This is a genomic window from Pseudomonas sp. St386 (genome assembly GCF_018325865.1).
GTDB classification, from domain to species: domain Bacteria; phylum Pseudomonadota; class Gammaproteobacteria; order Pseudomonadales; family Pseudomonadaceae; genus Aquipseudomonas; species Aquipseudomonas brassicacearum.
Window position 1 is genome coordinate 4,291,166 of sequence record NZ_AP021900.1, and the last position, 14,831, is coordinate 4,305,996.

Here is a 14,831-nt window from a genome sequence, read left to right on the forward strand (position 1 = left end):
GAATTTGAACTCCCGAACAGGAGCTCATCCAATGAAAACATTCAAATCGAAAATCGCTACCGTCGCCTTTGCCCTAGCCGGTACCTTCATCGCAAGCGCCAGTCACGCGCAGGATACAACGCCCTCCGTGGTGATCGTACACGGCGCGTTCGCCGACGGCTCCGATTGGGCCAAAGTGGTGCCACTGCTCCAAGCCCAAGGGGTGGCCGTTACGGTTGTGCAAAACCCGCTCACCTCGCTTGCCGACGATGTTGCCGCTACGCGCCGCGCGTTGAGCAACCAGCAGGGCAAGGTGATTCTAGTCGGGCACTCTTGGGGCGGCACTGTGATTACCGAGGCCGGTAGCGACCCGAAGGTCAGCGCGCTGGTGTATGTCGCCGCCTTCGCGCCAGAGGCCGGGCAAACCAGCGGCGAACAAGGTAAAGGTGCGCCCACGCCCCCTGGCATCAGTCAGATCAAGGCAGACGGCAACGGTTTCCTCTATTTGACGCCGGAAGGCATGGCCAAGGACTTCGCCCAGGATCTCCCGGCAGCGCAGACCGCCGTCATGACCGCCACGCAAGGTCCCATCAAGGCATCTGCCTTCGAAGATAAAACGACCGTGTCGTCCTGGAAGGCCAAACCGTCCTGGTATCTGCTTGCCACAGAAGACCGGATGATCCACCCCGACGTCCAGCGCTCTGCCGCCAAGCGTATCGGTGCCACCCTTGCAGAGGTGCACACCAGCCATGTTCCCCAGCAGTCACAGCCCGCCGAGGTCGCCGCAGTGATTCTTAAGGCAGTGCACAGCGTTGGCGAACAATGATCGTAGGGAAATGACGCCACTGATAACCGCAAATTCAATCGCTGCATCGATACGGAGCGTCCGCATGAATCATCTGCATGATCAACACTATGATTTCATTGTGTGCGGTGCAGGTACGGCGGGCTGCGTGGTCGCAGCCCGTCTTGCCGATCAGAAAAGCGCACGCGTCTTGCTGATTGAAGCTGGCGAGGGGTACTCGGGCCCCGAGGTTGCCGAACCGGCACAATGGCCGATGAACCTCGGTTCAAAGCGCGACTGGGCATTCGAGGGGCAACCCAACCCACACCTCAACGGTCGACGACTATCCCTGAGCATGGGTAAGGGACTCGGCGGTGGCTCCAGCATCAATGTGATGGTCTGGTCGCGCGGGCACCGCTCCGATTGGGACCATTTCGCTGCCGAGTCCGGCGACCCGGCCTGGGGCTACGATTCGGTACTCAATTACTACCGCCGGATCGAGAACTGGCAAGGCAGCCCTGATACCACTCGGCGTGGTTCAGGTGGCCCCGTGCATGTCGAACAGCCGGCCATGCCTCAACCCCTCGCGTGGGCAACGCTGGAGGCGGCAAGCCGGCTGGGTATCCCCAGATTCGACAGTCCCAATGGCGAGATGATGGAAGGCCCGGGCGGGATCGCTATTACCGACCTGCGCATCAACCAGGGCAAGCGCGAATCCGTTTACGACTCCTATATCCGGCCACGGTTGCACTATCCGAACTTGACGGTTCTGACAGGGGCATTGGTGACCCGCGTATTGCTTATCGGTACACGGGTTATCGGTGTCGAAGCGGTGATCGCAGGCGAACGGCAGTGCTTCTATGCCGCAGCCGAGGTCATCCTGTCCTTGGGCGCGGTGCAGACACCCAAGGTGCTCATGCAATCGGGAATCGGCCCGGAAGAGGAACTGCGAAACCACGGCATCGCACCGACCAATCACCTTCCCGGCGTGGGCCAGAATCTTCAGGACCATCTCGCCTTTGGCTGTACGTGGGAGTACCTGCAACCCCAGGCAGTCGGTAGCAGCGGGTGCGAAACCACCTTGTACTGGAAAAGCGACAGTCGCCTGGAGGTCCCGGACCTGTTGCAGTGTCAGCTGGCGTTTGCGGTACCCTCTCCGCCTGAGGTCGCGATTGAGCCGCCACAACATGGCTGGACAATGTTCGCTGGACTGGCCAGGCCTGCCAGTCGAGGACGCTTGCGCCTGTCGGGTGCCGGGCCACTGGATGCCCCACTCATTGAGCCGAACTCGCTGAGCGCGCCCGAGGATATGACAGCGGCGTATGCGTCGATCGACCTGTGCAGGGCCCTCGGTAACAGCGAAGCCTTCAACGGGCTGGTCAAACGCGAAGTTGTGCCCGGGCCGAAAGAACATCGCGCTATGGAGCAGTTCATCCGCAACTCTGCCGTGACTTACTGGCACCAATCCTGCACCGCGAAAATGGGCCGAGATACGATGTCGGTGGTCGACCATCAACTGCGTGTGTATGGCATCGATAAACTGCGCATCGCTGATGCCTCGATCATGCCGCGAATTACCGTTGGCAACACGATGGCGCCGTGCGTCGTCATCGCCGAACGAGCAGCAGATCTTGTCCTCGCTGCGCATGGTGTGACGGCTGCGGCCATAGCGCTGACCGGTAATTCATAAGAATACTGATACAACCCATGCTCGCTGGCAGAAACTGGCCGATTGCTGCCCGCTACGAAGCACAGTTATCGGCCCAAGATCCAAAACGCGGTCAGCACAACGACTTCTGGTAATAGAGCCGGGTATGCCCCGGTGGATAGTCTGCCAGGCGTCCGAATTCGGAGTAGCCAAGTTTTCGATAAAACCCGGGAGCCTGAAAGCTGAAGGTCTCCAGCCAGATACCAATGCAATGTTTTTTCTGCGCAACTTCTTCAGCCATACGCATTAGCCGTTCTCCGATACCCTGACCACGCATCGACTCGGGAACGCTGATAAGATCGATGAGCAGCCATCGATAAGAGACCTTGCCGTACAGCCCGCCAATCACTTCATTGCTGTCAGCGTCTCGTAGCAATAGAGCAAAAACCTCATAGGCGTCGTCTCCACCGTTGGCCAAGTTATGGGCAAGCAATGGGGTCAAAATTCCTATTCGCTCTGCTTCAGTCGCATTTTCCGAAAGCTGGATTTCTACAGGCATGGCGCTCTCCCTGAGCAGTGAGTAACTGGGTCAACAAGGTATCCCATTCAGTGGATACAACAAGTCCAGGCAGTTGGGCAGCCCCACTTATCCAACAGAATCGGCCGAAAAGCCATTTGACCCTGAGGGATTCCCGAATTTTCTTACGCGCGACCTTATCGCTTCAACGTTGGAAACAACCGGCGCGCAGAAATAAATGGACCGGACCATGAAACGATGACGACTGGCCCCCTGCCCCCGGCGCAAAAGCGCTTTTCAAGCCTCTTCAAGCGCTCTCGAAACCAGCCCATCTGGAACATCGCTGCTAATTAGCCACCGCTTCGAACGCACCCAAGACCGCACCCGTAAATTAACCCCTCGCTGGCAGGCTCGGACGTTGGGCGCATAGTAGATTGGCTTTCAACTCTGCCCTGCTCTGCCGCTCCTGCTTCCAGGCCGGTTGACCTGGAGCGCTGCGCCAAGATTCGTTAAGCGGGCTATTATCGACAGTGTCGAATCCAAACTCATTATAGAGCCGGGTCACAAATTCGATTGCCTCTGGGAAGTCGCTGGAGGCCGCTAGAGCTAGCCGATCTGGTGACCCGGCCGGCTTGCCCCAAGTAGTGATTCGTGGGGCCTGAATATGCGTAAAGGCCTTGACTACTTTGGCTTTGGGAAGATGCTCCTGGCGAAGTTCGTGAATGGTTTTCTGGCCGGTGTCCACGAGGTCGAAAGCGCCGTCACGCCAAGCCATATAATTGTTGGTATCCAGCACGATCTTACCTGCAAGCTCCTCAACCGGTATGTCGTTGATCCTTTTCAGCGGGACGGCGACAACGATGACCTCGCCAGCCATCGCGGCACCTGCCGCAGTTTCCGCGCGCGCTAACGGGCCCAATTCGTTGATCAGATCTACTAGGGTGTCCGGACCGCGAGAATTGGCGATGACGATGTTATAGCCGCACGCAATGGCTGCTCGGGCAATCTGGCTGCCGACCTCGCCTGCCCCAATGATGCCGATGGTAGTCATGAAGAACTCACCTGATGTCTGCTATCAAAACTATCCGCAGGTTATGAACGCCTGACGCTAACGTGGTGCACGAGTCCGACGTGGGCCGGGCAGTGGAAAAACCTGCCCGGCTATGTGTCAAGCGCCGAAGGCACCGTCAATTGTATGCATTGCTCCGGTCACAAAACCCGCTTCCGGACCGGCCAACCAGGCCACCATTCCCGCGACCTCTTCAGAACGGCCATGGCGTTTGATCGCCATGAAGCTATGCATAAGGTCTTTCATCGGACCGTTCGCTGGATTGGCTTCGGTATCAATCGGCCCCGGCTGGACGATATTGATCGTAATTCCACGCGGGCCGAAATCACGGGACAGCCCTCGCGCCATACCTTGCAGTGCGGACTTACTCAAGGCGTAGGACGCCATGCCGGGAATGGGCATGCGGTCGCCGTTCACCGAACCGATCACGATAATCCGACCGCCTGCGGGCATCTGTCGCGCCGCTTCCACCGAGGCATGGTAAGGCGCTTGCACATTGATGCGGAACAGACGATCAATCGCGTCCGGGTCCTGCTCTAGCGCGTCGCCGAAGATGGCGATGCCAGAATTGACGATCAGTATGTCCAACGGACCGCTGTCGCGGACACGAGTAATGACTGCATCACGGTCGGCGCTGTCCGTTGAGTAGGCACTGGTGCCGGTTTCGGTAGCCAGAGAATGTGCCGCTTCCGGCGAACCCGAGTAAGTAAAAGCAACCTTGGCGCCATCGGCAGCAAAGCGCCTGACAATCGCCGCGCCAATTCCACGGCTGCCGCCAAGTACCAACACCGACTTATTCTTGAAATCCGACATGAACGTACCCTCCTGATTAATGTAGCGCATGATACAATTATCCAGAACCTCCCTGTCAAAGGATTTTGTAATAGTGACTACAAATAAGTCAGTGCGTGGGCGTCCTCGGCGGTTCGATCCGGATCAGGCAGTAGCCACCGCCCAGCGCTTGTTCCATGCCAAAGGCTACGACGACGTAAGCGTTGCAGATCTCACGACAGCATTCGGCATCAATCCGCCCAGCTTTTATGCGGCATTTGGCAGCAAGGCCCAGTTGTACAAGAGGGTCCTTGATCGGTATGCCCAGACTGGGGCCGTCCCGTTATTACAGATACTCGGGGCAAACCGGCCGCTCGCTGTCTCGCTTGCGCAGGTGTTGGAGCAGGCCGCGCGCGCCTACGCTGCCGATCCTTCAGCCACTGGCTGTATGGTTCTGGAGGGCACTCGAAGCAACGACGTGGAGGCGCGTGAGGCCGCTTGCGCCTTCCATGTCGCTGCGCAAGAGGTGATTAGAAACGCCATTGCCGAGCGTTACCCACTTGAGGCCGACCGGCTAGCGGATTTCGTCAGCACCACGATGGCTGGCCTTTCGGCCAGCGCGCGTCACGGACAAAGCTTGGACCGTCTGTTGGCCACCGCACAGCTTGCCGGCGTGGCGCTCGCCCAGGCTCTTCCGGGCTGAGGTATTGACCAATAAGGGACCGGAACTGTTTTCAAGCAAATAAATCCGTTCCCTTTTCCGGACGGCTCAATAACAAGCGTAGCTTTGCGCCACAGAATAAGCGCCAACCTGATTTGAAAATGGATAACTGCCTATCGTGACCGCCTGACGCCGACGTTGCCTGCTTGGTGCTACGGTGATGGCTTTCTAGCAACCCATTCGAGATATCCATATGAAACCCGATCCGACGATCGATAACGTATTACGCGTCGCGTTGGTGACAGGATCCACTTCCGGTATCGGCGCAGCCATTGCGCGTGTACTAAGCCGGGCAGGCTATGCGGTGGTGCTCCATTCGCGAAATTCTGCTGATACGGGACGCGCTATGGTTGCCGAAATGAAGCAGGCTATTTACGTGCAAGCCGATCTTGCTTTCGAAGCTGACAGGGTCAGGCTTATTAACGAGGCGATCGCTGCGTGGGGGCAGCTCGACGTATTGGTCAATAATGCCGGTATTAGCAGAGTCATTCCGCACAGCGACCTTGCCTCGGCCAACTCGACGGTATGGCACGAACTTAACGAGGTTAATGTCGTGGCGCCGTTCCACCTGGTCGCATTGGCCGAGTCGGCATTGCGCGATGCCGCCCGTTACCGTCGAGCCGGTTGCGTCGTAAACATCAGTTCCCATGCCGGCATCCGTCCTAAGGGCGCATCGATTCCCTATGCGGTAAGCAAAGCTGCGCTTAATCACATGACCCGCTTGCTCGCGGTATCGCTGGGGCCAGAAATTCGCGTAAACGCTGTGGCGCCTGGCTTGGTCGACACGCCTCTGACCGCAGAATGGACAGATGCCCAAGAGTTGTGGCGAACTCGCGCACCTATGCGCAGGGCCGCTAGCCCAGACGACATCGCAAAAGCTGTTGTAATGCTGGTCGAGTCGGACTACTTGACCGGCGAGATACTCCTCTCAGACGGCGGGTTGAATCTGACCTAGGCGAGCGTGCTCCGGTGTAGCAGGTGAGAAGACGGGTCACTCTGTTTCGCCGGCTCACCCAAAGGACGGGCAGCATAGCTTCTCAGGACGGACTAGGGTTTGTCTGAAAGTCGCTTTGACTAAAAGCCTCGACCAGGCCTGCCGCGTTTGTGTGACGGGTCTCAGTACAAAAAACGCAACGTTATTGAGCGGTTGTTCAGCTGGCTCAAGGAAAAACGTCGGCTCTGTACGCGTTACGACAAACTTGCCAGCAGCTTTAAAGCCATGGTCACACTGGCCTGCATCGAGAGATGTTTGCGGGCTGACTTTTCATACAAGCCCTAGGTCGCCTGCACTCATTTGTGCCATATTCATTTCCGAAAACTGCAGAGTAATCTTTCAAATCGGCAGCGCCGTACGTGTGCGGATGGCTAAGGCTGGCTACGTTACCGCTTAGAATGAGCCCTTCCATCAGCCAACGAGCACGCCATGAAGCCGGACAATCTGAGTTGGGATGATCTGCGGATCTTCATGCACGTCGCCAGGTGCCAGAACCTCTCCCGAGCGGGAAAACAGCTGAAGATCGACCAGTCGACGGTAAGCCGCCGGATCAACCAGCTGGAATACGCCCTTGGCTTTAGCGTATTCGAGCGCAGCAGTTCCGGCTTGCAGTTGAATGACCAAGGCGCTCGCTTGCTGGCGCAGGTGGAAGTGATGGGCAACGGTTTTTCCGGGCTGCTTGAGCAGTTGTCCTCGGGCACCAACACGGTTTCCGGCAGGGTCCGGGTCGGTACCATGGAAGGCCTGGCCTCGCTCTACCTGACCCAGCAGGTGCCAAAGCTGCAATTGCTGCACCCCAACGTCACCCTGGAGTTGGTCACTTCGACCCACCAATTGCAGGTGACCCGGCGCGAGGCAGATATCTTCCTGGGCTTCTTCGAACCCTCGGGCCAGGGCTTTCACACCGAACGAGTCGGGCAGTTCGAATTGAACCTGTACGGTAGCGACGACTACTTGCTATCTCACGGCACCCCTTCGCTGCAGACATTGGAGAACCACTTGTTCGTCGGCTACATCGAAGAGTTGGTGCAGATCGAGGCGGTCAAATGGCTCGATGAACTAATTTCAACGCCTAAACTGGTATTCCATTCCAACAGCATGCTCGCGCAGATGTTTGCCGCCAGCGCCGGCGCAGGGCTGGTAATGCTGCCCTCCTTTGCCCATGCCGAACGCTTTGGTCTGCGGAAAATCCCGCTGAATGGGCCCAAGGTCACCCGCGATCTATGGCTGAGCGTCCATCAGGACCTGCGTTATGTGCCGCGAATCAAAACCATGCTGGAGCACCTGTCGCGGCTGTTTCGTAACGACGAGTTATTCACCATCAACTAATACCACGCGACATTCAAAGTTGATAATTGCGCACTTTTGCACCATATCGCAGCACTTCTTCATTTCAAGCACCGTTTCGGCGATGCAGCTTTGCAATAGGCGTTGTTGCATTACGGCTTGGCAGTCTGGGCCCGTACTTTAAACTGAGTTCGCCACCTACCCGACCGAGGCGCACTCAATGAAACAAGACTCCATCTGGAGTGCCATTTTCGAGCACCCAAACTTTGCAATACTGGTTAAACGACGGCGCCGGCTGGTCTCCACGCTGATGCTGATCAGCATGGTGGTGTACTTCGCCATTCCATTGTTCTCTGCATACTTCCCCGAATTTCTTTCTTATAAGATTTATGGCGCCATCAATGTTGGCCTGGTGTATCTGGTCGGGCAATATTTCTTCGGTGCTGCGATTGCCATTTTTTATGCCTGCCGCTTGAAGAACATCGACGCGATGTCCGTCGCCCTGGTTTCCGAAGCTTCCGTGAGCGTCAATCATGACCCAAACCAACCGCACTAACCGCTTGGCCACCCTGCGCGGCTCGACAGCATTCAAAGCCTGCATGGGGCTGGCCGCCTTGCTCACGGCCAGCCAGGGCAACGCCGCCACGCTGGTCTCCGAAGCCAACCGGCCACTGACCTTCGGCGTGTTTGCCGCGCTGTTCCTGATCACCCTTGGGATTACCTTCTGGGCCGCGCGCAAGAACAGTTCGGTGAAGGATTTCTATACCGCGGGCGGTGCATTGTCCGGCCGGATCAACGGCCTCGCCATTGCCGGTGATTACCTGTCAGCAGCCGCATTTCTAGGGGTCTCCGGCCTTATCGCCATCTATGGGTTGGACGGTATAACCTACGTCATCGGCTTCTTTGTATCTTTCATACCGGTGCTACTACTGATCGCCGAGCCTTGCCGCAACTTGGGTAAATATACCTTGGGCGATGTGTTGGCGTTTCGTAATAACTTCCGCGCCTCGAAGTTCGCAGTAGCGATTTCCAGTGTATTGGTCGCGCTCTTTTATATGGTGCCGCAGATCGTTGGCGGCGCCGTGATCATCGCTGCACTTATCGGTATCCCATTCGAAATATCGGTGGTGTCGGTGGGCGTGCTGATGCTGGTCTACGTGCTGTTTGGCGGCATGCGTGCCACCACCTCGGTGCAGATCCTCAAAGCCACCTTGCTGATTGCCTTCTGCTTCCTGTTGGTGGTACTGAGCTGGGCCCCTTATGGCTTCAACATCAGTGCCTTTTTCAGCGACCTGGTAGGCAGCTCGGCCGTGCAGAAACACGTGCTCGGCACCTTGCTCAACGGCGTGTCCCAACTCTCGGCGGAACAAGCCGGGCAACGCTTCATGGAGCCTGGGCTGTACCTGAAGAATCCGCTGGAACAGATCTCCCTGAGCCTGGCGCTGGTGCTCGGCACGGCGGCCATGCCCCATATCCTGATGCGCTTCTTTACCGTGCGCGACGCACAAAGTGCCCGTACTTCGGCGCTGACCGCCATGCTGCTGATCGGCCTGTGCCATCTGTTCATCATCGTCATCGGTTTCTCCGCCGCGCTCCACCTGGGGCCCTTCGCGATTACCACCATGGACAAGGGCGGCAACCTCGCCGCCCCGATGCTGGCCCAGTTCCTGGGCGGTGGCGCCGATAGCCTGCTCGGCAACCTGATGCTCGCGTTCGTCGCGGCCGTGTCCTTCGCAACCATAGTCGCAGTGGTCGCCGGGCTGACGCTGGCAGCAGCCTCCACACTCGCCCATGACGTGTATGTAGGCGCCGTGCGCCAGGGCAAGGCCACCGAGGGCGAGCAGGCCACCGCAGCCCGCCTGGCGACATTGGCGATCGCCGTCATCGCCATCTGCGTGGGCATTTCGGCCAAGGGCCAGAACGTCGCGCAACTGGTCGGGCTGGGCTATGCGGTCGCCGCGTCGGCCAACCTTCCGGCACTGCTGCTGACCCTGTACTGGCGCCGCTGCAGCACCGCTGGCGTGATCGCGGGCTTGCTGGGCGGCACGGTGCTGTCCATCGGCCTGGTGCTGGTGTCGCCGAATATGAGCTACCCGCTGCAGCAAAAACAGGTGGCGCTGGCCGCAGCCGCTAAATCCCAAGCCAAAATCGAATTGATCGACAAGGGCGCATTGGTTGCCACCGCCACGGAGCGCGAGCAATTACTCAGCGATGTGACCAAGCAACAGGCAACCGCCAGCCTGATCCCGGACTCGGCCACCAGCCTCATCGGCCTGCGTGAGCCATGGGTGCAGCTGCGCAACCCGGGGTTGATCTCTATCCCGCTCGGCTTTGCCCTGGTCATTCTGTTTTCGCTGCTGTTCCCCAGCCAGCTGTCGCTGTCGCGCTGGGTGGAGTTTTCCGTGCGCCGCGAGACCGGCCTGGGCGTCGCACAAGCGGCTCAACACTAATTCGTCAAGGTTTCCATCATGTCCCTGCCTACTGTAAAAGTCGCCGCCGCCCACGCCGCGTCCGTGTATATGAACAAGGCCGCCTGCGTAGACAAGGCCTGTTCCTTCATTGCCGAAGCGGCCGCCAATGGCGCCGAACTGGTGGTGTTTCCGGAGTCCTTCATCCCAGGTTTTCCGGTCTGGGCGGCGCTGTGGGCGCCCATCTATAACCATGATTGGTTCAAGCTGATGGTCGAGAACAGCGTGATGATTGACGGCCCGGAGATCACCGCCATCCGCTCCGCCGCACGGCGCCATGGCATCCTCGTTTCCTTGGGGTTCAGTGAAGCGACGCCGGCCAGTGTCGGCTGCATCTGGAACTCGAACGTACTGATCAGCGAACAAGGCACCGTGCTCAACCACCATCGCAAACTGGTGCCTACCTTCTATGAAAAGATGGTGTGGGCACCCGGCGATGGTCACGGCCTGCGTGTGTCCGATACCCGCATCGGCAAAATAGGCACCCTGATCTGTGGCGAAAACACCAACCCCCTGGCCAAGTACAGCTTGGCGGCGCAAGGCGAGCAGATCCACATCTCCGCCTGGCCGGCGATCTGGCCGACGCGCAAACCCGGCGGCCAGAATTTCGACAACCTCGCGGCCAACAGAATTCGCGCAGGGGCGCAGTGCTTTGAAGCCAAGGTATTCGGCATCTTGAATGCAGGCTTCATGGATGACTCGATGCTCGACATGCTCTCGGCCAGCAGTGATGAGCAAGCCATCGAAGTGCTGCGCAACAGTCCACGTGCCGCTACGCAATTTCTCGACCCGGCGGGGGCCTCCATTGGCGACCTGTTGCAGAACGAGGAAGGCCTGGCGTACGCCACTTTCGATTTGAACGAATGCGTGGAGCCGAAGCAGTTTCATGACATCGCCGGTTATTACAATCGCTTCGACGTATTTGACTTGACGATAGACCGGCGCCGGATTACCCCTGCCACCTTCAACGACCCTGTGGACTCTAACTGCAACCGGGAATTACAGGCGTTGCCTGAGCTGGACTGATTGCTGGAAAACGCAATGAGCTTCTGCTGAAGGCCGGTGTGGCAGTTGTGGGGCAGACAGTATGCACTGCCTATTCGCCACTATCGAGAAAGGCAGTAGGAATGGCTTATCCTTCAGCCAGCTGAAACCGCAGGGTATGGGGATAGCCCTCCTGATTGGTGCCTCAAGGTATCCAGTATTCGAGCGTTAAAATCCATTGCCGGAGCAACATCGTGGCCCTGCGACTCACCTTGTTGGTTCATGCCCGTGCAGCATCTGCACGCTCGGGCAGCTTTTCTAGTGACGAGCCCCTCGAAATGGATGGGCCTATGGATGGATTCACTGGACGGTAGGGGGAGAGTCATCGCGATCACCCAGCGGACTGACCACCAAAATATACCTCGCCTGCGACACCCATGGCTTCCCGCTGGCCATAATGCTCTCACCCGGCGAGAACGTTATTGAGCGACTGTTCAGTTGGCCCAAAGAAAAACGTCGGATCTGTACGCGTTACGACAAACTGGCCAGCAGCTTTAAAGCCATGGCCACACTGGCCTGCATCGAGAGATGCTTGCGGACTGACTTTTCAGACAAACCCTAAGGGCCCTTATCGCATCCGGCAGATCGCGTTCTGCTGTTTCAAAAAGGCTCTTCAAGCGAAAGTCTGTCTGTAATCAAGTTAGCCAATGCATCGTGATCGCTGGGAGGGAACTTGGCACCGAAAGCTATTCTGTTCGATCTGGACAACACACTCACCCATCGCGCGCTCAGCATTGACCGCTACGCTGAGCGATTTCTGCATGAGTTCAAGATTGAAATCGCTGAGGCAGACAGCCGTCAGATCTCTCATCTGATCGCGCGCATCGACAACGGTGGATATCTACAACCGGGATCGGAATATTCTTCCATCCGCGAGGCGATTGGGTACACGCTAGCCCAGGAGCTGAAGTGGACTGGGCCAGTCGATCCCAAGCGATTAATTACACACTGGATGAATCACTTCCCGAGCGCTGCGGTTGAAATGCCAGGCGCTAGCGCGATGGTTCAAGCGCTTCATCGCAAGGGTATTGGCATGGGCGTCATCTCCAACGGCGCCGAGCATTCGCGACGGCAGACCTTGGAGGCACTACCTTTCGGCGAAACAATTGAAACGATGATTTGCTCCGAGGCGTGCGGCATTGCGAAACCGACGCCTGAGATATTCCATCTGGGAGCGCAGGCGTTGGGAGTTCGTCCTGAGCATTGCTGGTTTGTCGGTGATCACCCACAGAACGATTACCTGGGTGCTACAGCAGCCGGAATGCTTGCCGTCTGGTTGAGTGGATTCCATCCATGGCCAGCGAGCATAACGCCAGCGGAGCGTTCCATTAAAACATTGGAAGGACTCCTGGACATGCTTACAACCTAGCAACGGTCCACCGCTTACATCCGATGATGCTCCACCAAGAAATCCACAAACAACCGCACCCGCGCCGGCATTGCCGAGCCCCCTACGAACACCGCATGAATCGGTTCCCGGTCGCCGGGGTTCCAGGCTTCCAGCAGCGGTATCAGGTCGCCGCGCTGCAGGTCCTCGCTCACGGTGAACTCGCCGATACGCGCAATGCCGGCACCTACTCGCGCAAGTTGTGCCAGCGCTTCACCACTGCTGCATTCGATGTTGCCGCTGACCTTCAGGGAGAACTCTCGTCCGTCGCGGATGAACGGCCAGTTGGGTTCGGCACGTCGGAAGTTGAAGCGTAGGCAGTTGTGCCGGAGCAGGTCTTCCGGTTCCTCGGGGGTGCCGTGGCGCCGCAGATAGTCGGGCGATGCCACCACTACCTGGCCGGTGTCGCCGATCCTGCGCGCGGTCAGCGGGCTGTCGGGCAGATGGCCAAAGCGTACCGCTACGTCGGCCTGGCCGCCGAGAATGTCGACCACTTCGTCGCCGAGGGTGAGGTCGACGACGATGTTCGGGTAGCGGGCGCTGAACGCTGCCACCAAGGGAACGATGGCCAGCCGCCCATGGCCAAGGGCGGCGCTGACCCGCAAACGGCCCTTGGGTACGCCCTGGTCGGCGATAGCTTCTTCGACCTCGGCCATGTCGGCCAGGATACGCCGTGCGCCGCGCAGGAACGCCTCACCCTCGGCGGTGAAGGTGATCGCTCGGGTGGTGCGCAGCAGCAGGCGGGTGCCAAGGCGTTGTTCGGTACGCGCGATGATCCGACTGACCGCCGAGGGTGTCAGTCCCAATGCACGCGCGGCGGCTGAAAGGCTGCCTTCTTGCGCCACGGTGGCGAACACGCTCATTTCACCGGACCTGCCGTTAAAGTCCATTTGTGCCTCTTACGCAAAGGTGATTGCCAAAAATGCTATCTACCGCCTGGAAAAGTTGGATCGTAGCATTGGCGGCATAGATAAGGAGCCTTCCATGCGTATCAATCCACCACTTGTCGCACTCGCCATTGGTGCCTTTGGCATCGGCGTTACCGAGTTCGCCCCCATGGGCATGTTGCCGGGCATCGCTGCGGATCTCGGCGTTTCCATTCCCGCTGCGGGTCTGTTGGTCAGTGCTTACGCCCTGGGCGTGCTGCTTGGCGCGCCGCTGATGACCCTGACCACCGGCAGGATTCCCCGGCGCTATCTGCTGATCGGACTCATGGCGATTTTCACCCTGGGTAATCTGATGTCAGCCTTGGCTACCGATTACTACAGCCTCATGGTCGCCAGGGTGGTGACCTCACTGAACCACGGTGCGTTCTTTGGCGTTGGTTCCATCGTAGCCGCCAGTGTGGTCGCCCCAGAGAAGCGTGCCGGGGCGGTCGCGGCCATGTTCATGGGTCTGACCCTGGCGACCATCGGCGGCGTGCCGCTGGCCGCCTGGTTTGGCGAACTGTTCGGCTGGCGCACCGCTTTCTGGGGTATTACCGGCCTAGGCGTGGCGACCATGGCCGCGTTGTGGTTCGCCCTGCCCAACCTGCCGGCGCCGCAAGGCGTCGGTGTACTGGCCGAAATTCGGGTACTGGGCCGCGGACCGGTGCTGGGAGCGTTGGCCCTGACCGTCGTCGGCTCGGGTGCCATGTTTACCGTCTTCACCTACATCGCGCCGATCCTCAGCAGCGAGACCCATGCGTCCACCGCCTACATCACGGCCATGCTGGTGCTGTTCGGTGTGGGGTTGACGCTGGGCAACATGTGGGGCGGCAAGGCCGCCGACCGCTCGATAGACCGCACCCTGATCGTTTCACTGAGCGTGCTGATTCTTGTCTTGCTGGGGTTCACCGTACTGATGCGTTGGCCGCTGCCGGCCGCCGTGGCGATCCTGATATGGGGTATCGCCAGCTTCGCCCTGGTGCCGCCGTTGCAGATGCGCGTCATGGAAGCGGCCAAGGACGCGCCCAACCTGGCCTCGGCGGTGAACATCGGCGCCTTCAACCTCGGTAACGCGATTGGTGCGGCGCTCGGGGGTGCGGTGATCAATGCCGGGCTGGGTTATCCGGCGATCTCCCTGGCCGGGGCGGCAATGGCGGGGTTGGGTTTGCTGATGGTGTTGGCTTTTGCCTGGCGCTCCAGAGCGATTGCAGCTGCAGTGGTGTGAGGATGATGTGA

The 14,831-nt window shown here is 58.8% G+C and carries 14 protein-coding genes and 2 pseudogenes; 12 read left to right on the top strand and 4 right to left on the bottom strand.

Annotated elements, in window-relative coordinates:
- The first annotated feature begins 31 nt into the window (after positions 1-31).
- Both KI235_RS18760 and KI235_RS18765 read left to right on the top strand, forming a co-directional pair.
- The gene (locus tag KI235_RS18760; RefSeq protein WP_003203112.1) at positions 32-805 is read left to right on the top strand and encodes an alpha/beta hydrolase; all 774 of its coding nucleotides are present in this window, start codon (positions 32-34) and stop codon (positions 803-805) included.
- Positions 806-869: 64 nt separating this feature from the next.
- Complete coding sequence (locus KI235_RS18765) at positions 870-2,453, top strand: GMC family oxidoreductase N-terminal domain-containing protein (RefSeq protein WP_212795239.1); 1,584 nt, start codon at positions 870-872, stop codon at positions 2,451-2,453.
- A 91-nt stretch (positions 2,454-2,544) separates the two neighbouring features.
- Here KI235_RS18765 and KI235_RS18770 read toward each other — a convergent pair whose 3' ends face one another.
- From KI235_RS18770 to bdcA, 3 genes are all read right to left on the bottom strand, one after another.
- On the bottom strand, positions 2,545-2,970 hold the full coding sequence (locus KI235_RS18770) for a GNAT family N-acetyltransferase (protein ID WP_069971543.1): 426 nt from the start codon (positions 2,968-2,970) through the stop codon (positions 2,545-2,547).
- 349 nt (positions 2,971-3,319) lie between these two features.
- Positions 3,320-3,979, bottom strand: coding sequence for an NAD(P)-binding domain-containing protein (locus KI235_RS18775; protein WP_003203118.1), 660 nt, complete (start codon positions 3,977-3,979; stop codon positions 3,320-3,322).
- Positions 3,980-4,096: 117 nt separating this feature from the next.
- Positions 4,097-4,810, bottom strand: coding sequence for an SDR family oxidoreductase (gene bdcA / locus KI235_RS18780; protein ID WP_212795877.1), 714 nt, complete (start codon positions 4,808-4,810; stop codon positions 4,097-4,099).
- 73 nt (positions 4,811-4,883) lie between these two features.
- On the opposite strand from bdcA, the gene KI235_RS18785 reads away from it, so the two are divergent.
- The 9 genes and pseudogenes from KI235_RS18785 to KI235_RS18825 all read left to right on the top strand — a co-directional run bounded on the left by KI235_RS18785 (position 4,884) and on the right by KI235_RS18825 (position 12,651).
- Positions 4,884-5,471, top strand: a complete 588-nt coding sequence (locus tag KI235_RS18785) for a TetR/AcrR family transcriptional regulator (protein ID WP_003203122.1) — start codon at positions 4,884-4,886, stop codon at positions 5,469-5,471.
- Positions 5,472-5,682: 211 nt separating this feature from the next.
- On the top strand, positions 5,683-6,444 hold the full coding sequence (locus KI235_RS18790; protein ID WP_080902191.1) for an SDR family oxidoreductase: 762 nt from the start codon (positions 5,683-5,685) through the stop codon (positions 6,442-6,444).
- A gap of 123 nt (positions 6,445-6,567) precedes the next feature.
- Positions 6,568-6,768: pseudogene (locus KI235_RS18795) on the top strand (transposase); the annotation flags it as partial.
- A 144-nt stretch (positions 6,769-6,912) separates the two neighbouring features.
- Positions 6,913-7,812 (top strand): LysR family transcriptional regulator, encoded by a 900-nt coding sequence (locus tag KI235_RS18800; RefSeq protein WP_003203128.1) that lies wholly within the window; start codon positions 6,913-6,915, stop codon positions 7,810-7,812.
- 178 nt (positions 7,813-7,990) lie between these two features.
- Positions 7,991-8,326: a DUF485 domain-containing protein gene (locus KI235_RS18805; protein ID WP_003203130.1), complete on the top strand. Its 336-nt coding sequence runs from the start codon at positions 7,991-7,993 to the stop codon at positions 8,324-8,326.
- The gene (locus KI235_RS18810) at positions 8,304-10,220 is read left to right on the top strand and encodes a cation acetate symporter (RefSeq protein WP_013693653.1); all 1,917 of its coding nucleotides are present in this window, start codon (positions 8,304-8,306) and stop codon (positions 10,218-10,220) included. The genes KI235_RS18805 and KI235_RS18810 overlap by 23 nt, the downstream gene beginning before the upstream one ends.
- A gap of 18 nt (positions 10,221-10,238) precedes the next feature.
- Positions 10,239-11,264: a carbon-nitrogen hydrolase family protein gene (locus tag KI235_RS18815; RefSeq protein ID WP_003203135.1), complete on the top strand. Its 1,026-nt coding sequence runs from the start codon at positions 10,239-10,241 to the stop codon at positions 11,262-11,264.
- 346 nt (positions 11,265-11,610) lie between these two features.
- Positions 11,611-11,844: pseudogene (locus KI235_RS18820) on the top strand (hypothetical protein); the annotation flags it as partial.
- A 111-nt stretch (positions 11,845-11,955) separates the two neighbouring features.
- Positions 11,956-12,651: an HAD family hydrolase gene (locus tag KI235_RS18825; protein WP_003203137.1), complete on the top strand. Its 696-nt coding sequence runs from the start codon at positions 11,956-11,958 to the stop codon at positions 12,649-12,651.
- A 14-nt stretch (positions 12,652-12,665) separates the two neighbouring features.
- Here the strand turns inward: KI235_RS18825 and KI235_RS18830 are convergent, their stop codons facing one another.
- The gene (locus KI235_RS18830; RefSeq protein ID WP_013693655.1) at positions 12,666-13,559 is read right to left on the bottom strand and encodes a LysR family transcriptional regulator; all 894 of its coding nucleotides are present in this window, start codon (positions 13,557-13,559) and stop codon (positions 12,666-12,668) included.
- Between the two features lie 94 nt (positions 13,560-13,653).
- Between KI235_RS18830 and KI235_RS18835 the strand changes: the two genes are divergently transcribed.
- On the top strand, positions 13,654-14,820 hold the full coding sequence (locus KI235_RS18835; RefSeq protein WP_013693656.1) for an MFS transporter: 1,167 nt from the start codon (positions 13,654-13,656) through the stop codon (positions 14,818-14,820).
- Positions 14,821-14,831 lie beyond the last annotated feature (11 nt).